A 17,656-nucleotide genomic window follows, 5' to 3' on the forward strand; every position below is an offset into this window, starting at 1 on the left:
CAAATCCTCACATCGACCACGTCAGGCTGAAACCTGCCGTGGTACTGGCAGTCTCGAAGCCTTTGGGTTTGCTGATCGGTTGACCGACAAACACGTCGTAAGACACTTGCCGGTAGCCACCGCGCAACCCCACCACGTACCCGGCCAGATGATCACCAATGAGGTATTGGCTTGAAGGCCCGCCCACCTTGCCGTAGTCAACACCCAGGTAGGTTTCCTGCCCGGAGTTGCCCAGCGCCAGGCCGAGGTCGTTACGCACCAGCCAACCACGGTCGGCCGACAAAATGTTTTCACCGTCAAACCCGCGCACGCTGTAGCGCCCGCCGATCGAGAAACGATCCTGCGGCACCAACGCCGTGCGGTTCCACTGCGCACGCCAGGCCGCGGTGTAACGCAAGCGCTGCGTGGCAAGGCCAAACGGTACGGAAAATTGCGCGTCGGCGTTGATGATCTGCGAACGCGAGGTCCCTTCGTCAAACGCCTCCTCAGGCGCAGCGATTGCGTTGCGCGCACCTGTGCCCCGGCGATAGCTGGTGCCCAGATCGAGCGTGGCGGTACCGATGAACTCCCGATGACTCAGCCCCAGCGCCCAGCCTGCCATGCGTCGGCGCTGAATTTCGATCTCGGTATCGTCGATATAGTTTTGCGAAGTGCGCGTCCAGCCACTGAGCTTGAGCGTGGTTTTGCGCACGGCATCGCGATACAGCAAGCGAGACGCGCTGATCTCATTGTTTTTGCTTTCTCCGGTGTACTTGTAAGTCTGGTTGGCCCCAGCGACCGTCTGGTGATAGTCATACTCGTTGGACGTGACGCCAAACAGCCAATAACCGTAGGGGACAGAGTAGTGCAAGGTATGGCCCTTGGAACCACGATTACCCGCGTCCCCCCCGCCCAAGTCGTGGTTGAAGCTGGCGTAGAACAAATCGTTCAGGCTCAGCAGGTTGTCCAACGACACCGAAGCCGAACCCAGGTATTTACCTGTGGCGTCGGTTCCCGAATCATCTACCGACACGCTCAAACGCACGGGAAGTGCCTGTTTCCACGCGATAACCAAGTCACTGTCGCCCGGCTTTGCGTCCATCCCCTGGGCCGCGGCGATTTGGATATCCGCCTCAGCCGTGGGCACGCGTTTGAAGTTTTCCAACGCTTGCTCAAGATCACGCAGGTTCAGCAGGTCACCTGTTTTGGCAGGCACCGCGTTCCAGGCATTGGCTCGGGGAGAGGTGCCTTCGGCGAAGCGGATGGAATGAATGCGCCCCGGAATCAGGGTCAGTTGCAGCACACCGCTGTTTAAATCCTGAGGCGGTGCAAGCACGCGTGTCGTGACAAACCCGCGCTCGATGATTGCATTCTGGATTCGCTTCATCGTCAGGTTGATGCCTCGGGCACCCAGACATTGACCGGTGGCCGGATCATTTTTGGGATCGGCGCTGCGCAGTGCCCATTGAAAATCTTCAGCCAACTCGCCGTTCAAGACGACCTGACGAATCAGGAAACAGGGGGATTCGCGCTTCTCGAGCAAAACCCCGGCGGAGGATGAGGGCGGCGCCTCAAGGCGCGCATCCGGCGACGGCTCAAGTTGCTCGCGCAAAGCTCGCTCGCGGTCCTGCTGCAATAGCAACTGTTGGGCAGGTGCGGGAGGGTCAGCGGCCTGCACGCCGAAACTGCTGATCAAACCGAACAACAATACGGCCACCAAATGAGGAGACGGTGACAGTTTTCTAACAGGCAAATACAACGTACCGAAACGGGCCAAGTACTCCGTAGGCCGAAGACATACTTTCATTTCGCATCCCTGTGAAATCTTCCTGCGGGTGCAGCATGCACCAGAACGGCACGTGATCTGCGAGAATTGCCTCTGACAGGCAACTCCCCTATGAACAACTGTTGCTCATTAAAGTTCAAGGGCGCGTGAGAAATTTCCTACACTTAATTTCCCCCTGGCTTCTTAGCCCCCTCTAAGAGACTACTCTTGGCCGGTGAGCGACCGTCGCTCTGACTAGCCATCCTTGTCTTTTCACACGTGGAGGACTTGTCATGAACATCATCGCTACCCGCAGCTGTCAGCCCTGGAACAAAGGAAAACTAGTCGGGCAGAAAGCCCCACTCCGACTGAGAGATATCTGGGCCATCCGAGTAAGACTTCAAATTGCGGAAAGAACCCGAGATCTGGCCCTCTTCGATCTGGCCATCGACAGTAAGCTTCGAGCCTGCGACTTAACCAAGCTCCGCGTGCGCGATGTCGCCCATGGCGAGCACGTATCATCACGGGCCATGGTTATGCAGCAGAAAACGCAGCGGCCAGTGCAGTTTGAGATCACTGAGCAAACACGGTCAGCTCTCGTGGCCTGGATACATCAGGCACAACTACGCAGCGAGGACTGCCTTTTTCCTGGCCGGCTGCATACCTCAGACCATCTATCCACTCGTCAATACGCTCGTATCGTCAAAGGCTGGGTGAAAGCCGTAGGCCTTGATCCAGCCATGTATGGCACTCACACAATGAGACGTACGAAGGCATCACTAATCTATCGCAGAACGAATAACCTACGGGCTGTTCAGTTGCTGCTCGGCCATACAAAGCTGGAGAGCACTGTTCGATATCTGGGGATTGAAGTTGATGACGCACTGGAGATGGCGGAACAGACTGAGGTTTGATCATGCATAGCGACGGTCGAAGTCAGGCCGTCGCTAACCGGCCAAAAGCAGCCGTTTGGAATAGACTGCTTCTGACCAATTTGGACTTAGTACGCCAATTTGCGCTGCTAGGTCCGCAGCCAATAGTAGAGGTCGTACTTCGACTTCATGTGTTGAGGATGCTGGTTGTCGGAGTCGGGATCTGGAATGGCGACTCGGCGAGTCCAGAGTGGGAACCACTCACCATCCCGCATATCGCTATCGCTAACCATCCGCACATTCTTCAACATGGTTCGCTCGCAGGCACCGAATTGGACGAAATTGACCTGCGCCTCGATCAAACTACATCTATTCGGTCCATCCACCTGGTGAGGGTAATAGAGTTGGAACACGTCATCCTCCCAGAAGCAAATTGGGCAAATGTCGTATGACCCTGGGTGTTCCTCGAAGACTGCATATCCGCAGCATGGGCAGGTAAACATCAGTTTTCACTTATGGGTGGCAGTCTATTCTTGGTCGATTTTAGCCACATGCTGAACGGTTGCAATGGGTCGGTGGCTGCCCTTAATGACAGGCCGCAACCGGCCAGAAGCGGACTGTCGTCGAGCATTTAACGCTGACTCAGCGCAGCACCTTTTTCCTTCAAACGCTGGGATATACGAAAGAACATCGCCTCCATGAGAGACTTGCTTGCAAGGTTCAACTCTTGGTCAATTTCTTGAAGGTCTCTAATGGTGTGGCCTTTTTTTATTGTTGCCGCGAACTCGTTCGCTAGATTTATGATCCTCTCACTTTTTTCGCCTTCAGGGATCGCTAACTCTGTTGCCGCTACTACGTTGGTAGTGAAAGCGAGGTATTGATCCGAGTGAATGGCAAACATTGTTTGATTGTCGTCACCTTTCTTAGCCCATACGTCATGCTGCACTCGATTACGTCGTAACCGTACCAAATCGAGTTGGTTCAGAGCTTTTGTGATGGACTCAAGCTCTGCTCCTGTCAGGTATTCCGCAGCGAGCTTCCTTGCTCCATCTGCCGCTCTCGCTGCGGTTCTGTATTTTTTGAGCTGATTCGCGGCCTCGTCCGGAGTTGTATCTAGTAGGACTGCGAATAGGCAATTCAAATTAACCTCTGCCTGTGCCCATGATGCGGCGATTATGCCTATTTTCGCAGCAAACTCAGAACTCTCTCGAACGAGATGCGGTCCAATTTCTAGGACAGGGCCTCCCTTCTGATCAAAGATTTGGATTCCGTGCTTCTCTTGCGTCATGAATATTCCGTCCGTTGATTCAAAAAAGGAAACTACTTATTCTGCTTAACAAGATACGGAGCTAGGGTCAAACATTGCCTGCAGCGAGATCTTCAATAAAGTGTAGTTGGTTGTCTGCTCTTGGCCGAAAGCCGTCGGTCCTAATTTCGAAATTGACGAACCACTCGATATCCACCAGTACTTCGGCCAGTTGCTGGAACTCTGCCGCAGTTAGGCGGCGCTCCTGCTGGGTGATAAGTCGCGTCACCTCAACCCCCTCGCCAGTTATTCCGATGAACCTCGCGGCACCGATGCACCACTTGCTCTACCAGCGAATTGCGTGGGGTGGCGTGGACCCAACCATCCTCAAAAGGTGGGAGCGGCCCATCGGTCTCAAGCACCGCATTCAACTCCAACGAGAGCAGGATCAGCGTTTTGAATGCGTTAGGGACCTGGACTTGTTCGAACTGTTTTCTCTGGGCATCCATCGCATCCATATGCGCATGCTTGCCGTTCCATTCTTTGGATTTGTGATGCACCAAAGCGTTACGTGCCTTAACCAGGCCTTTCAGCCCGTTGATGGCGGGGCCGTCCTCATTCAGCGATCGACCACAGACCAGGCGTGGGACGACAAGCCATTTACCCACCACATCCAGCTTATCCAGATAATCTTTTGCTAGGCGCTCTCCCAGTTGGAGGGTGGCAAATTCAAACGCCGCAGCTTCCAAGGCCATCGCGGAGAAGACGATAGTTTTTATGGCTGCCACATTATCTGGTCGTCGTAGGCTGTCGAATCGCTGGGCCATTCTTGCCTAGGGACCGGATTGCCCTTATCGAACAAAAAAGATCCGAATGCCTCCTCCGCGATTTCACAATAGGTGTCCACCATGGAATCGACCAAGACCCAGTTATCGCGGACTCCAAACGGTTTGGTCGTGCCCATGACAGCTCCTTACTAAATTAACGATAACGTATTTTATCCCTAATAGATGGTGCCTTAGCCATGGCTAAAATCAGGCTCGCTTTTGGCCGAAAGCGGATCTTATTGGTAGTGGAAGGGTGCGAGTGAGTATTGGACGCGGTTCAGGGCAAATGTAGGCCAGATCAAAGGCCTCTGTTGGCCACAAAGAATCAGATGACTGAGCTAAGTAGCCCGTATTTTATGGCCTTAAGCGGTCCCTAATGATCCTAGAATGGGTTCGAATACCTATCTATGGCGCCATCTTACGCGTCAATGTAAGGAGAAATCTCAAGCTGAAAGGAGTGGTCAGCTGGAGTCGCCTGAAGAATCTCTGCATGGGGGTAGAGGCGCTTGACTGACAGTGATAAAGCTGCTCGTTGGTCAAGCGGCATGCGGCAGCCCAGGACAACGCCTGTAAGCTCTTTAGCTCCAAATTTTATATCTTCATGGGGAGCATTTTTATTTCGTCCGTCACCTGAAAATATCCTCCACTCGCTTTCATGTTTCCATGCATCAGATTTTGTATAGATTAAAGTATTGATTCGTTTAGCTTGGTCGAAGGTGATTAGTCCTGATAAAAAGTCAGAAAGCTCATCCTCTTCAAAGAGCATGGGTATGTCTTTCATGTAAGACATCTCCTTGGCTGTTTTATATGGACTGTCTGCTCCAGGCTCATCTTGAAAGCGGAGTACCGCACCTCTGTTGCTGTCGGCATAATATGCGCACATTAGCTGGTTAATAGGCGAATCAGTTAAGTATAAAATTTTAGTCGTGGAGAGTTGGTCTCTTGTGGCGCGATACGTTTGATGAATATTTTTGTCCATGACTGCAAATGACTCCCGCACTCCACGCTCCATGTTGTGCATAAATACTTTCTTGGGTATGTCTTTAAGATATGGTCGCATGAGGTCAAATGCAGCTGACATTTTATTTTCAGGATCTCCCCGAAGTTCGCCGATATGTACCTTCCAAAGTTTTTCTAAAGTATCTCGAAGTACTTTGTTTCGGTCAAAATTGATACGCAGGTCAAACTGAATATCGTAGGGATCGTTCAAGGTCGCCGGAGTACTCCAACGAACAGTCTGGTTTTCTAGCACAATGTTAGCAGTGCTGTAGGTCATGTACTTATAGAAGGCTTCAGGCATGGTTCAGGCTCAGGGGGGGGGCGGCCAGATGCCATCACGCCTCGTCTCAATAGTCAATTGGTGTAGGGAGTGGCGGCCAAAGCCATCGCTGAAGCTCGTCCACCCACAATCAGGATATTGGCGTGCAGTAGTGAATTGGGTCTGGCTCACCCAATGCCGCCGTTGGCCAGAGGCTGAAATCGGCCAGAAGCGGCCAATCAACCGTTAAGCTCATTTAGTCATAATCAAGTAATCCATCCTTAATTTGCTTATCAATGTATCTTACTGTTTCATCAATCAGAACAATCAAAGCACTCACATCGTCCATAAGAATTTTTAGAGGTTTGTTCGTTGTATCCTTGCCATTTCTGTGAACAATATCGTGACGATTATCTATCGCCATTTTAAGTTCTGACAGACGGCTGCTAGGGAAATTTGTTGCAAGCACAGAGCTGTATAGCGCTGGGATACGAGACAAGTTATGAAAGCTCATCTTGTCTATCTCAGAAACAATCATCTCATTTATCAAAGCCGATTTTTCATATATTTCAGAAAGTGTAAATTTTTCTTTTTTGAAGAAATCATGATTCTTTATGAAACGCCTTTTAATGGCCTCTCTATTTAATACTTGCTTTTTTAACGTGTCAGAGAGATAGGTTTCCATAGCTGTTATGGTTGCAGCATATAGAAGTCTCGCCAATGTTTCATTGTGAGGTGCAAGAGCTTTTAAGCTTTGGATGTCGTTTAATGAACCAGAAAATACATCATAGAATCGGGTAAAATCTCGATGGTATTCAATCAGGTCATCAAATGCTTCAGTCCACCCTCCTTCAACGAGTTCTGTTACATCCAAGACGCAATATGTATTTTCCGGCGTTATTTCTAAGAGCGCAACTGCATAACCTTCCTCTGTCCTACAAGGAAAATCAAAATCTCCACATGTTGGATAGTTTGTGAAGTACAAGTCGGCCCCCAGCATGAATTGCAAAAGCTTTTGTAATTCTTTGTCAATCTTTATCAGCTCAATATTTTTTAAGCTTCGCCCATTTTCTTTTATTATTTTTAAGCAGCTGAGCCATTTTTTCAAGTTAGAATTTTTGACTGCATCATAAAAAGGCTCTACTCGGCTCGGAGCAAGCTCTAACATATCATCTAGGTCTGACATAAGCTGAATATGCTGTTCTTTGAACTCTTGCTCTAATGCTGCATAGTTGTAGCCTGCTAGATCCAGCCTTCTGCGAAGGGTCTCTATTGGCATTTCGTACTTGTAGGTGCTTAGTATTGCGTCAGGAGGCAAGTGAGACTCATGCTCAAGCTCATGCGCTCCGAAACTTTCAATTACGCGTTCGGATTTGCGAAAATACCATTCGTGGAAGTAATTTTGAGTCTCAAGAATCGCCATCCCATCGAGTGAGATACCTGACCAGCTTGACATTAGCGCCTCGAATATTCAGCAAAAAGACTATTTAGGGCTCAAGCAAGCAACTCGTCAAGCAACTGCTCCTCATTGGGCAATCGACCACGTCTGACGATGGCAGTAACCGTATCTGTGACAAGGCGCCAAGCTTCCATCCAATCTGAAAATTCCGGATTGAATTTTGCCCCATGGGCTATCTTGCTACGCATGTTGTAAGCCCTTTTCACTCGACTGTGATATCCACGTCGGTCTGTCCCGATGGAATTCAATTGCGCCATGTAAAGCGCCATCCGGAACGAAACTTCGGTAGTAACTAATGGAAAAATAGATTCAAGAGCAGTCCAAATGTGCAAGATAGATTGCGCTCTTGATGACAGCTTAGGCGCCTCAATCATTGCGGACTCTAGTGCGAGTAAAGAGGGAGTGCTCGCCGTAATACGTAACCATTCCGCAACGAATTTTCCTGCCACATAGAATGATTCAATCGACACACTGCGCTTTTCGTTGATCGTCTGACAGTCGAAAGAAAGCTCTAAAGGCCACACTTCTACAATATCTTGATTGGATTTAAGTCCGGTCCGCAACGCACCAGGGAGCATATCTAGGCTCAACCCGCTATCACGAGTATTGATTCCGGAATACGAGTTTATCGAATGCGTAGATATGAGGGGTGAAAGAAAAGGTGATATGCCAGTCTTATATAAGGCAATCTGTATTGCTCGAAATTTCTGTTGTGCCTCCTCAATTGTTTCTACATTTGAGATGCAAATTTCAAGATTACAATGTCCGAGAAATATATCCATTGCCTGGTAAGGCAGGTGCAGTTTATGTTTCGTAGCCAGCGTGGCTAGATCGAAGGTCGATGTTCTCCACTTTCGTGTCGACAAAGTGAAATGACCAATATTAATTTCAGACTCTTCGAAACCAGGCATCAAGAATAGTACAGGGAAATAGTAGGACTTTGTCTTTGTCATGATTAATCCAGTGATCTGTGCTACGTCTATTTTTCAAATACTATCGCCGAGGTTACCTCGATAGTCTTCTTTTATGAAAATACAAAAGCGCAGATCACTGCAGATTACGATAAGGCTGGTAGTTTAGCTCTGATTACCTTGGTGAGGTTTTCATTGATAGAGACCTCAAATGGAAATGTATCTCGTTGAAATAAAGGTGAATTTATAGAAACACGGACCCTCAGCTCGTCCAAGCTTGAACAATTCTCCAAGTTAAAGATGCTGACTTCTGCGTGGGAGCTTCTAGCCCGAGAGTTCAATTCTGATGAAGGTGTACCAGTCTCCATGAATTGAAAAATCGCCCCTAGTACTCCACCCAGTCGCTCCCGTAAAAATAGGTTTTCATCAACTGGTTGGATTGGTGCTGCGGCTTTTATCGCTCTTACGATATCGGAATAATTTGTTTTAAGCTTGCAGAATGATGCCTCCTCGAATGATTCGGCCTCCAAAGCTGCTGCATCAATTTTTGATATATTCTTGTTTGTGCTTCTGTAATAATCTTCTACTGTACCTTTTTGCAAAATGAAGCATCCTGCGTCTTCCAAGGCTTCAAATAATACTGCAAAGCGTTTTTTTATAGCAACAAAGTCAGATGAGCCTATGAGGGCATCTAACTCTTCACCTCCATTACTCATTAAAAATGCCAATGTCACCCGCCGGCGAACTTGATCAGTTCGTTCACCCTCTCCAAACTGCACCCAATAAGGATGTGAGCTCACTCGTGTTTGTATAGCGTTCCAATGACTTTGTACTATACCGGAAAACTTCGACCGGATTGCGTAATCAAGCTCAACGAGGGTGTTATGACCTACGGCTAGTGCAGCATCTTTGGCCTCAGGCCTTGTGCTAAACTTGTTTACTAGAACATTTGAATCCGTTAGCGCGTCCAAATCTGCTAAAACAAAGACACGCTTCCCCATCAACTCGAACAATTTTATTGCATCGACGAATTCAGGCTTCCCGATAACAGGCACTATCTGAGTATTTGCCGCTAATAGAGGGTGCTGTAATGCTCTAGCTAATTGACTGGTAATTATTTCATCACTAGGTCCTTCGACCAACAGAACATTTCTAGCAAAAAAAGCTAAGCGATGAGTTGCGGTCAGTCGTGAAATTAGTGCTTTTAACTTCACATTATTTAGCACGCCAGAGCCAATCGCGATTTGTATTGGAGGCGTATTTTGGTCGTTAAAGAACACCATGCTTGGAAGGTCAGAGGCAGAGCGCAGTGCCAGCATATTAGGTGAGTGCGTGGCAATTATAACGAGTTTTTTACCTGGCTCAGTTAACGGGTTACCTGCTACGGATTGTAGCTCCTGCATAACAAAGGCCTGATACTGTGGATGCAAGGAGATTTCTGGCTCATCGATTAATAGTGCGCCAACTTCTTCGTTATAGATGGCTGCCAAGAGGGGGGCAAGCTGAAGAATACCACTCGCTTCATTATTTGCCAGGTACGTAGCTCCACTATTTGGCACAATACGAATTTCTAATCCACTTTGCCCCCAAGTTAGCTGAATGGACCTTGACAGAAATGCTTGTAGGCGAGCTTGAACTTTAAGACGGAGGTCGGCTCTTTGTTCGAGCACTAAATAGTCGCCTGTAAGGCTTTCGAAGTCGTACCAAATTGATCCGTAAGCTGCATTCCCAACATAGGTTGGACTATTATCGGTGTTATGAGGGTTATCAGATTTGGCTCGGAATCGCTCTAGGGGGCTAGCCCGCCCAGCTGATAGATAACGGACCTTAGATGCAGTACAGTTAGAAAGATGATTTGAAAGCTCAGATCTTAACCCGCGAAGCACTTGGGTTTTACCTGCACCGTTCGGCCCAACTAAGACCGTTAAACCGGAAGCAATAGTAACCGAAGGCTTATGACCATTAAAAAGATAGCTTTCTGTCTGAACTTCTATATTTATAGCAAGAGAATCTACTATTTCATTCACGAGTGCGCATCCATCAATGTGGAAAATTATTTGATTTCACGAATTTAACAGAACTGATCCAATAGAGATTCTCTTCAGGTGTTCGCGCTGCCATTCGACAATTCTGCTCATACAAATCAAACTTTTCTGGATCTTGCTAGATGAATCCATTTTTACCCTGAAAACAATCTGCTTAACAGCTTGATTTTCTGACATTGCCATAATGGCTGAATAGTAGCACTTTTTTCGACGTATACAATAAATGCTATTAGAATCGCCCCTGTATCATATACGCATCCGCAATGACCGCTTTTGGCCGGTAGTAGCCTGTAATGAAGCGCTGCTATCGACCCAGAGCAGCCTTTCGGCACCGGCAGAAGTCGGCCGTTTGGCGCTGAGACTGCCTACAGTCATTAGCTGCTGCTAGTATCAAGCGCTCAACCTATCTAGCCCCTGCATCGATTCACGTTTACTATATTTCCAACTCGTATTACTGCGGCTGCTGAACCCGGTACTCACGAGGATATAACGATGAAAAGAACTCGCGCCTGGAGACGTATGCAGGCCCTTAAATGCAGAGGCGACAATACGGTTCGTCCGCTGGAGTGCAAGCCAGAAAAGCATTGGAAACTGATGTACACCCGCGCAGCCAAACTGTACAGAGCACATCAACTCGGGATGAGCTATCCCATTCGCACAACCCGTCAACTACTGGATCAAGAGTGACTAACCTCCTGTTCGTCTGTAGCCGTAACCAATGGCGTAGTCCTACTGCGGAAGCGATCTGGCGCCGTCGTCCCGGCTTTAATGCCCGTTCAGCAGGAACCAGTCCAAATGCACGTAAACCTATCAGCCCAGCGGATATTCGCTGGGCTGATGTGATCTTTGTCATGGAACGCAAACACCTTAATCGTCTTCAGGCTGAATACGCCCGCCTTCTTGAACACAAACGGTTCCACTCTCTCGATATTCCAGATGATTACCGCTACATGGATCCTGAACTGGTGGGCATGCTTGAAGACATTGTGACGTCCTGCCTCACCACATAGGCTTCATGCGGAAACGACTGTCGCAGGAATGGTCGCGGATAGCCGGCGGGCCGATCTAGACCTTCTATTGCGTTTAAAGATCAAACTCACACCCATTAGCCGCCATTTGTGACGGGCCACTTACGGCCAGCAGCAGACTGTCGAGGCACGCACATGGATAGGCTCGCAACGCAGAGATCCGTAATCGAGTTCAGCGCTGCCAAATAACCGAGCGCTTTGTAATGAATCCAAAATGCGTTGGGCCGTCATTGGCGAAGGTTTACATTCCAACGTTCGTGTAAGCACGCATCGGTGCAACTCTTGGCCGAAAGCCCCTCCAGCATCACCCTATCCCAACCACAGGTGCATGTTCAGCCATCAATTCTATTACCCAGTCGATAAATACCCGCACCTTGGTGCTGACATGACGGTTGGGTGGGAATGCCAGATACATCGGCATCGGTTCCATGTGCCATTCCTCAAACAGCGGCAGCAGCTCGCCGCTGGCCAAGTGCGGTTTGGCCATGTACTGCGGTAGCCAAAGCACGCCCAGGCCGGCCAGTCCTGCGGCAAGGTATGCATTGCCATCGTCGATAATCAACAGCGGGCGGCCTTGGACCTCGATGATCTCATCACCCCGCTGCATCGTGTAGGGCAAGGCTTTGCCTGTGCGCGACCAGAGAAAGCCGACAGTACTGTGCCTGCCATCATCCAGCTCACGTGGATGCGCCGGCTTACCGAAGCGCTGCAGGTAGTCCGGCGCGGCATAGATGCCGACCTTGAGGTCGCCCACATGCCTTGCCACCAGGGACTGATCGGTGATCTCGCCGCCACGTACTACGCAGTCGATGTTTTCGCCAATGATGTCGATGATGCGATCGCTCACGCCCATGGTCAGCTGGATTTCCGGGTAGCGTGCGTAGAACCCTGGCAAAGCGGGTATCAATACCATGCGCGCCAGCGGGCTGGGCACGTCCACCCGCAATCGGCCGCGTGGTGCAATCGAGGCGCTGGACAAGCTGGTCTCGGCATCGTCCATATCGGCCAGCAGCCGGATGACGCGCTCGTAGTAGGCCGCGCCATCGGCAGTGATGTTGACCTTGCGTGTGGTGCGGTTGAGCAGGCGCACGCGCAGCCTCGCCTCCAGTTGCTGGACCAGTTGCGTCACGCTGGTCTTGCTCATGTGCAGGGTGGCTGCCGCCTTGGTGAAGCTGCCGGTTTCCACCACTCGGACGAAGGCCTGCATCGCATCGAAACGGTCCATTTCACGCCTCAGTAGGTCGGGATAGTTTGGATTCTACAAACAATCATGACCAGAGTTGCTCGTTTATCCAGGCCGGCGGCCTTTTTACAGTGGCTCCATCTTAAATAGCGGGCCGCGATGGCCCTGAAGGAGCTCTGCCATGACCCGTAAACGTGATGTCGTTTCCCCGCCTGACCGCCATGCACTGTACGAACTGCACCGCTACTCGCCGGCGATTCGCTCCAATGGCTTTCTGTTCGTGTCCGGCCAGGTCGGCAGCCGCAAGGATGGCTCGGCCGAGCCGGACCTCGCGGCACAGGTTCGCCTGGCCTTCGCCAACCTCAACGCGATACTGGCAGAGGCCGGTAGCAGTTTCGACGATGTGGTCGACACGACCATCTTCATGGTCGACCCCGACTTGAAATTCGAAACTATCTGGGCGGTAGCGGCTGAATACTGGGGCGAAGCGCCCTACTCGACAGCAACGGCCATCGGCGTGACCTGGCTGTCCGGCTTCGACTTCGAGATCAAGGTAATCGCCAGGCTACCGGAGTAAGACCGAATCAGCACCACTCCGAACCTCGACCGGAACCCTCTTGTTTTAAAAGAAAACGCGCCTCTCACTCTCGGTGGGGTGCAGCCTCCAGTGACTGTTCTCATTTGGCCGATTGCTGCCTCTCACGAAGGTCTGCAATCGGCCAGAACCTGCGCTCACTGCAACTCAAACCACAGGATATCTATAGGACGAAAGATAACCGAGAGCTGATAAGACACCGACGGTCGGGCTCTCCTAAAGAACCGCTCTGGCGCGCCGATGACGCAGGTGTTAGCTTGCGCGGCTCCGGCCACGAGCCAGAACCGCAGACAAGGAAGTTTGGACGTCTTTCACGCCAAACCAGGCGTATTTCATTCCTGTCATGAGTATCATCCGATGCTGCAAAAATCCCTGAGAACCCAAATCCTCACGTTGCTGAGCGGCAGCCTGTTGGCAATGTTGCTGATTGCTTTGGCATGCTTTCATTTCCTGTCCAGCGGCGTACAAAACTACGCCAACCTGATCGAAGGTCCGCTGCATACGTCGCAGTTGATCGATGAGGCCAACCTGCAATTCAAGGTGCAGGTTCAGGAATGGAAAAACGTATTGCTGCGGGGCAAGCAGCCGGCAGATCTGGATAAATATTGGAAGCAGTTCGAAGACCGTCAGCGCGACGTACAGGGGATCCTCGGCGAATTGGCCAGCCAGAAAGGCCTGGACGGTCAACTCAAGACCCGTATTGAACGCCTGCGTGAAGAACACCGTCAGTTGGGCAGCGCTTACCAGAAAGGTCGCGATGCCTATATCGCCGCCGGTGCAGACCCTACCGCCGGCGACGCTGCCGTCAAAGGAGTGGATCGCGCCACCAGCGATCAGATGAGCGAACTGGTCGGCGAACTGCGCAAGCAGGGCACCGAGCAGTCGACGCTGATCAGCGCTGCTGCCCAACGCACGGTGATGCTGGGGATCATCGTGATGCTCGCCTCGGGTCTGTTGATCGGTCTGTTCAGCCTTTGGTTGATCAACCGCAACCTGGTTGACCCCATCCGCAAGCTGATCGACTACGTGGCGCAACTGAGCCAAGGCAAATTCGCCGAACGCGTGGCCAACAGCCGTGAAGATGAGTTGGGCAAACTGGCCATGGCCGCCAACACCTTGCGCGACTTTCTCGCCGAAACCTTCAACCGCCTGCAGCGCAGCGCCAAGGATCTGGACAGCGCCAGTAGTGAGTTAAACGCCATCGCCGGCCTCATGGCCAGCGGTACCAACGAGCAGTTCAACCGTACCGATCAGGTGGCTACGGCGATGAACGAAATGTCCGCCACTGCCCAGGAAGTAGCTCGTCACGCAGCCGATGCCGCACGCGCCGCCGATGATGCCGACCAGTCCGCGCAACAGGGCGAAAAAGTCATGCGGGGCACTATTCACACCATCACCCAAATGCGTGGCGAGATCGCCAACACCGCTACAGTCATCCGTCGCCTGGAAACCGACAGTGGCCGCATCGGCAAGGTGCTGGAGGTGATTCGCGGCATCGCCGAGCAGACCAATTTGCTGGCGCTGAACGCGGCGATCGAAGCGGCCCGTGCCGGTGAAGCCGGACGCGGCTTTGCGGTCGTGGCCGACGAAGTGCGCAGCCTGGCCCAGCGTACCGCGGCGTCGATCATCGAGATCAACCAGATCATCCAGACCGTGCAAACCGGCGCGGTGGACGCAGCTCAGGCGATTGAAAGCGGCCAGTCGCGCAGTGAAGAAAGTGTCGCGCAAGTGAATGAGGCCGGCGCCATGCTCGAGCGCATCACCCATGCCGTGGAAGCCATTCGCGACATGAACCGCCAGATTGCCACCGCCGCCGAAGAGCAAACCTCGGTGGCCGAAGACATCTCGCGCAACCTCACCGAAATCACCTCAATTGCCAGCACCAACCTGGACAACATGCAGCGCACCGAAGCGGCAAGCCTCAACCTTCACGGGCTGTCAGGGCAGTTGAATGAAGTGACGGCACGCCTGAGTGCGTAGCCGTATCGTCAGGGAGTAGATCGGCTCTACTGAGCTGCCGGATTGCGAGATCGAGCCCCGTGTTCAGTCATGGACTGATGCGGGGCAGACTCGATAATTCCCGCCCGACCGTGCATCATCCTGTTCGCCACGACCCTGTCTCGGCTTCGAAGTCATAAGTTCAGAGCCCGCCAACCTGCAAAGTGTGCCGTGTGAAATGGAAGTCATCTCATGATCCAACGTAACCAACTGGTTCCGGAGTTAATGGTAACCAACCTGGAGAGCAGCTTAGCTTTTTGGGTTTCTTGCTTGGGCTTCAACGTAGCTTATCAACGCCCAGAAGATGGATTTGCATACCTTGATTTGAATGGGGCTCAAGTAATGCTTGAGGAGGTTGATTCGGACGCGGGTCAATGGCTGACGGCGCCGTTGACTAAGCCATTTGGAAGGCATCAACCTACAATGGAACTGGACGGAGTAGACTGGCGTGAAGGGCGGATTCAAGCTAACAGCCGGCGTAAGAAAGAATCTTCGCGTAGCAAGTATTAAGGAAGTTTTTATATGGATTTTTTGAGATTTATTAAAATTGAACACCGCTTTTCTGTTTTGAAAGTAACCTCCCCACTCTGCTTCGCGCTCCTCATCGTAGGCTGCGCGAGTTCCAAATCCAACGTCCAAGATCACATCCAGGCCGCGAACTACGATCCGGCAACAACCGCACGGATCCGTTTCATCACCGGCGACACAACCCATGCCGCATACATCAGTGGCCATTCATGCGAAAGCTTCTACGGAGCCCTTAAGACCCAATCGGCAGACCAACTGGGTCAGAAGAATCCCCACGTCGATACGCCGGGGCTGTATCCGTGGCGGGATTCCGACAAGCGCAACATGCTTATTGGCATGCCCAGCAGCAAGAAGTCGATCGCCATCAACAGCACGCTGAAACAGTACGACGAAGTCGTAGTGCCCGCCGGCACGCCCCTCTTGGCATTCTTTGCTGCAGGCGGAAGCCAGTATTCCTGCTGGCCGAAGCCGATTCGCTTCATTCCTGAGGCAGGCCATAATTACGAGCTAGAGCTTGAATACGTGCAAGCCAGCACTTTCAGTGGGGGCTGCATCATCGGCGCACGAGAGCTAAAGGCCGAAGACGGTATTACCAATGAGCGCCCCCTTCCCCGCGATTTCTGTGTCAAAGATCTCGATGGTACCTTCCGTACGGTCTCCCCCTTGACGCAACTGCAGAAGAGCCACGAATAGGCCCAGGCAAGGAAGGGGCCAGGTGCCTGGCCTGAGTGTCGCCGTGAAGACCCGTTCGCCATGCTATGCATTCCGCCGCAGTTGATGGGGGTAGTGCAACAGAGTTCTGGGGGGATCGATTCGAGAGGCATTGGAAATGTGGGTCATCAACGAACTTGAGCCTGAACAGGTCAAGCTAAAACAGGCCAAAATGCGATTGGGTGAGAACAATTAGGCCCCAATCTAATGACTGCTTTTGGCCCAGAGTGTGTAAAACGCTTCGCTAAAATTGAAGTGGCGCATCTACGTTAAATCTGAAATTTATGGGCAAGTGAGCAGATACAGATTGTGCGTAGAAACGCCAACCTCAGTCTGGCTTCGGATGCATGCTGCGCTGAAAACGTTTTTACACACCCTCGGCCAGAAACAAGCATCATGTTTCCTCGGTGAAGAAAGCCTTAAGTGCACGAGCCAACTCGATTGGGGCTTCTTCAGCCATGTGATGGCCGCTGTCAATTCCTTCGCCAGTAACCTTCTGTTCGGCCCATGGCTCCCAAACGGAAAGTACGTCACCGTAAAGGGCCTCGAGATCATCCTTTAGCGACCAGAGAACGTGGAGTGGGCATTGAAGCTTGAGACCAGACTGGCGGTCCTCTCTATCATGTAAGTGATCCAGTGCAATGCCGGCCCGATAGTCACCGAGCATCCCAACTACTGTGTCGGGATCGTGAATCGCGGCCTGAAAATCATCATAGTTTTCCTGGCCCATAGCCTCTGCGCTGCCGCCATACCAAGCTTTTGGGTCTGAAAGGATTGCCCTTTCTGGCATGTCGCGCTGGGCATAGAAAAACCAGTGCCACCATTTCGACGCGAACCGCGCATCACATCGTTCAAGCGCATCGAGAATGGGTACGCCATCCAGGATCGCAAGCTTTAGGATACGTGACGGATGATCGAGCGCTGTGCGAAAGGCTGAATAACTGCCGCGGTCATGTCCTGCCAAGTAAAATTTATCAAACCCAAGGGTGTCCATGAGAGCCACGCAGTCGCGCCCTTTTGCTCTCTTTGAAAACGCCTCGTAGTCATGCGGATCCGCTGGCTTAGCGGACTTGCCGAACCCCCTTAAATCAGGGCAGACCACCGTAAAGGAGCTTGCGAGCAGCGGTGCAACCTTATGCCACGTCGTATGCGTACGGGGGGTGGCCATGAAGCAATAATAATGGCGGGCCCGAGCCACCGAAACGTACGCGTAACGTAGTCTCCGGCAACTCAATCATTTCGAGCTGGAAA

General features: G+C 51.5%; 16 protein-coding genes and 1 pseudogene. 6 read left to right on the forward strand and 11 right to left on the reverse strand.

All coding sequences use genetic code 11. From position 1 onward, the window contains the following. Positions 1-7 precede the first annotated feature (7 nt). Entirely contained in the window at positions 8-1,786 is a 1,779-nt protein-coding gene (locus M5B97_RS01160; protein WP_248730462.1) for a ShlB/FhaC/HecB family hemolysin secretion/activation protein, read from the reverse strand. A gap of 251 nt (positions 1,787-2,037) precedes the next feature. Here M5B97_RS01160 and M5B97_RS01165 point away from each other — a divergent pair, with 251 nt between their 5' ends. After that, positions 2,038-2,658: a tyrosine-type recombinase/integrase gene (locus M5B97_RS01165; protein ID WP_248730463.1), complete on the forward strand. Its 621-nt coding sequence runs from the start codon at positions 2,038-2,040 to the stop codon at positions 2,656-2,658. A 107-nt stretch (positions 2,659-2,765) separates the two neighbouring features. Here the strand turns inward: M5B97_RS01165 and M5B97_RS01170 are convergent, their stop codons facing one another. The 8 genes from M5B97_RS01170 to M5B97_RS01205 form a co-directional block, all read right to left on the reverse strand. Next, entirely contained in the window at positions 2,766-3,119 is a 354-nt protein-coding gene (locus tag M5B97_RS01170) for a CPCC family cysteine-rich protein (RefSeq protein ID WP_124386820.1), read from the reverse strand. Between the two features lie 128 nt (positions 3,120-3,247). Further along, entirely contained in the window at positions 3,248-3,904 is a 657-nt protein-coding gene (locus tag M5B97_RS01175; protein ID WP_248730464.1) for a hypothetical protein, read from the reverse strand. 67 nt (positions 3,905-3,971) lie between these two features. Beyond that, positions 3,972-4,151, reverse strand: coding sequence for a hypothetical protein (locus M5B97_RS01180; protein ID WP_248730465.1), 180 nt, complete (start codon positions 4,149-4,151; stop codon positions 3,972-3,974). A gap of 1 nt (position 4,152) precedes the next feature. After that, positions 4,153-4,689 (reverse strand): hypothetical protein, encoded by a 537-nt coding sequence (locus M5B97_RS01185; protein ID WP_248730466.1) that lies wholly within the window; start codon positions 4,687-4,689, stop codon positions 4,153-4,155. Positions 4,690-5,107: 418 nt separating this feature from the next. Then, positions 5,108-5,989 carry a DUF2971 domain-containing protein gene (locus M5B97_RS01190; protein ID WP_248730467.1) on the reverse strand — a complete coding sequence of 294 codons (882 nt, stop codon included), beginning with the start codon at positions 5,987-5,989 and terminating at the stop codon, positions 5,108-5,110. Positions 5,990-6,203: 214 nt separating this feature from the next. Beyond that, the gene (locus M5B97_RS01195) at positions 6,204-7,403 is read right to left on the reverse strand and encodes a HEPN/Toprim-associated domain-containing protein (protein ID WP_248730468.1); all 1,200 of its coding nucleotides are present in this window, start codon (positions 7,401-7,403) and stop codon (positions 6,204-6,206) included. A 38-nt stretch (positions 7,404-7,441) separates the two neighbouring features. Next, positions 7,442-8,359 carry a HEPN domain-containing protein gene (locus tag M5B97_RS01200; protein WP_248730469.1) on the reverse strand — a complete coding sequence of 306 codons (918 nt, stop codon included), beginning with the start codon at positions 8,357-8,359 and terminating at the stop codon, positions 7,442-7,444. Between the two features lie 104 nt (positions 8,360-8,463). After that, complete coding sequence (locus M5B97_RS01205; RefSeq protein ID WP_248730470.1) at positions 8,464-10,344, reverse strand: AAA family ATPase; 1,881 nt, start codon at positions 10,342-10,344, stop codon at positions 8,464-8,466. 701 nt (positions 10,345-11,045) lie between these two features. On the opposite strand from M5B97_RS01205, the gene M5B97_RS01215 reads away from it, so the two are divergent. Then, positions 11,046-11,372, forward strand: a complete 327-nt coding sequence (locus M5B97_RS01215; protein ID WP_248730471.1) for a phosphotyrosine protein phosphatase — start codon at positions 11,046-11,048, stop codon at positions 11,370-11,372. A 322-nt stretch (positions 11,373-11,694) separates the two neighbouring features. On the opposite strand, the gene M5B97_RS01220 is transcribed toward M5B97_RS01215, so the two are convergent. Continuing rightward, positions 11,695-12,615 (reverse strand): LysR family transcriptional regulator, encoded by a 921-nt coding sequence (locus M5B97_RS01220; RefSeq protein WP_248730472.1) that lies wholly within the window; start codon positions 12,613-12,615, stop codon positions 11,695-11,697. 139 nt (positions 12,616-12,754) lie between these two features. Here M5B97_RS01220 and M5B97_RS01225 point away from each other — a divergent pair, with 139 nt between their 5' ends. The 4 genes and pseudogenes from M5B97_RS01225 (at position 12,755) to M5B97_RS01240 (ending at position 16,387) form a co-directional block, all read left to right on the forward strand. Next, the gene (locus tag M5B97_RS01225; RefSeq protein WP_248730473.1) at positions 12,755-13,150 is read left to right on the forward strand and encodes a RidA family protein; all 396 of its coding nucleotides are present in this window, start codon (positions 12,755-12,757) and stop codon (positions 13,148-13,150) included. 375 nt (positions 13,151-13,525) lie between these two features. Further along, positions 13,526-15,148, forward strand: a complete 1,623-nt coding sequence (locus M5B97_RS01230; RefSeq protein ID WP_248730474.1) for a methyl-accepting chemotaxis protein — start codon at positions 13,526-13,528, stop codon at positions 15,146-15,148. A 210-nt stretch (positions 15,149-15,358) separates the two neighbouring features. Continuing rightward, positions 15,359-15,577 (forward strand): annotated as a pseudogene (locus M5B97_RS01235) (VOC family protein); the annotation flags it as partial. A 111-nt stretch (positions 15,578-15,688) separates the two neighbouring features. Beyond that, on the forward strand, positions 15,689-16,387 hold the full coding sequence (locus tag M5B97_RS01240; protein ID WP_248730475.1) for a hypothetical protein: 699 nt from the start codon (positions 15,689-15,691) through the stop codon (positions 16,385-16,387). A gap of 412 nt (positions 16,388-16,799) precedes the next feature. Here the strand turns inward: M5B97_RS01240 and M5B97_RS01250 are convergent, their stop codons facing one another. Then, positions 16,800-17,573 carry an alpha/beta hydrolase gene (locus M5B97_RS01250; RefSeq protein WP_248730476.1) on the reverse strand — a complete coding sequence of 258 codons (774 nt, stop codon included), beginning with the start codon at positions 17,571-17,573 and terminating at the stop codon, positions 16,800-16,802. Positions 17,574-17,656: the final 83 nt, after the last annotated feature.

Origin of the sequence: Pseudomonas sp. MWU13-2517, assembly GCF_023242545.1 — a bacterium.
In the GTDB taxonomy this organism is placed as follows: Bacteria; Pseudomonadota; Gammaproteobacteria; order Pseudomonadales; family Pseudomonadaceae; genus Aquipseudomonas.

What these genes read in the sequence shown, in the direction of transcription:
- M5B97_RS01240 (WP_248730475.1), top strand. Translation starts at nt 15,689, where the DNA reads ATGGATTTTTTGAGATTTATTAAAATTGAACACCGCTTTTCTGTTTTG.
- M5B97_RS01165 (WP_248730463.1), top strand. Translation starts at nt 2,038, where the DNA reads ATGAACATCATCGCTACCCGCAGCTGTCAGCCCTGGAACAAAGGAAAA.
- M5B97_RS01170 (WP_124386820.1), bottom strand. Translation starts at nt 3,119, where the DNA reads ATGTTTACCTGCCCATGCTGCGGATATGCAGTCTTCGAGGAACACCCA.
- M5B97_RS01185 (WP_248730466.1), bottom strand. Translation starts at nt 4,689, where the DNA reads ATGGCCCAGCGATTCGACAGCCTACGACGACCAGATAATGTGGCAGCC.
- M5B97_RS01195 (WP_248730468.1), bottom strand. Translation starts at nt 7,403, where the DNA reads ATGTCAAGCTGGTCAGGTATCTCACTCGATGGGATGGCGATTCTTGAG.
- M5B97_RS01175 (WP_248730464.1), bottom strand. Translation starts at nt 3,904, where the DNA reads ATGACGCAAGAGAAGCACGGAATCCAAATCTTTGATCAGAAGGGAGGC.
- M5B97_RS01250 (WP_248730476.1), bottom strand. Translation starts at nt 17,573, where the DNA reads ATGGCCACCCCCCGTACGCATACGACGTGGCATAAGGTTGCACCGCTG.
- M5B97_RS01190 (WP_248730467.1), bottom strand. Translation starts at nt 5,989, where the DNA reads ATGCCTGAAGCCTTCTATAAGTACATGACCTACAGCACTGCTAACATT.
- M5B97_RS01230 (WP_248730474.1), top strand. Translation starts at nt 13,526, where the DNA reads ATGCTGCAAAAATCCCTGAGAACCCAAATCCTCACGTTGCTGAGCGGC.
- M5B97_RS01160 (WP_248730462.1), bottom strand. Translation starts at nt 1,786, where the DNA reads ATGAAAGTATGTCTTCGGCCTACGGAGTACTTGGCCCGTTTCGGTACG.
- M5B97_RS01200 (WP_248730469.1), bottom strand. Translation starts at nt 8,359, where the DNA reads ATGACAAAGACAAAGTCCTACTATTTCCCTGTACTATTCTTGATGCCT.
- M5B97_RS01225 (WP_248730473.1), top strand. Translation starts at nt 12,755, where the DNA reads ATGACCCGTAAACGTGATGTCGTTTCCCCGCCTGACCGCCATGCACTG.
- M5B97_RS01220 (WP_248730472.1), bottom strand. Translation starts at nt 12,615, where the DNA reads ATGGACCGTTTCGATGCGATGCAGGCCTTCGTCCGAGTGGTGGAAACC.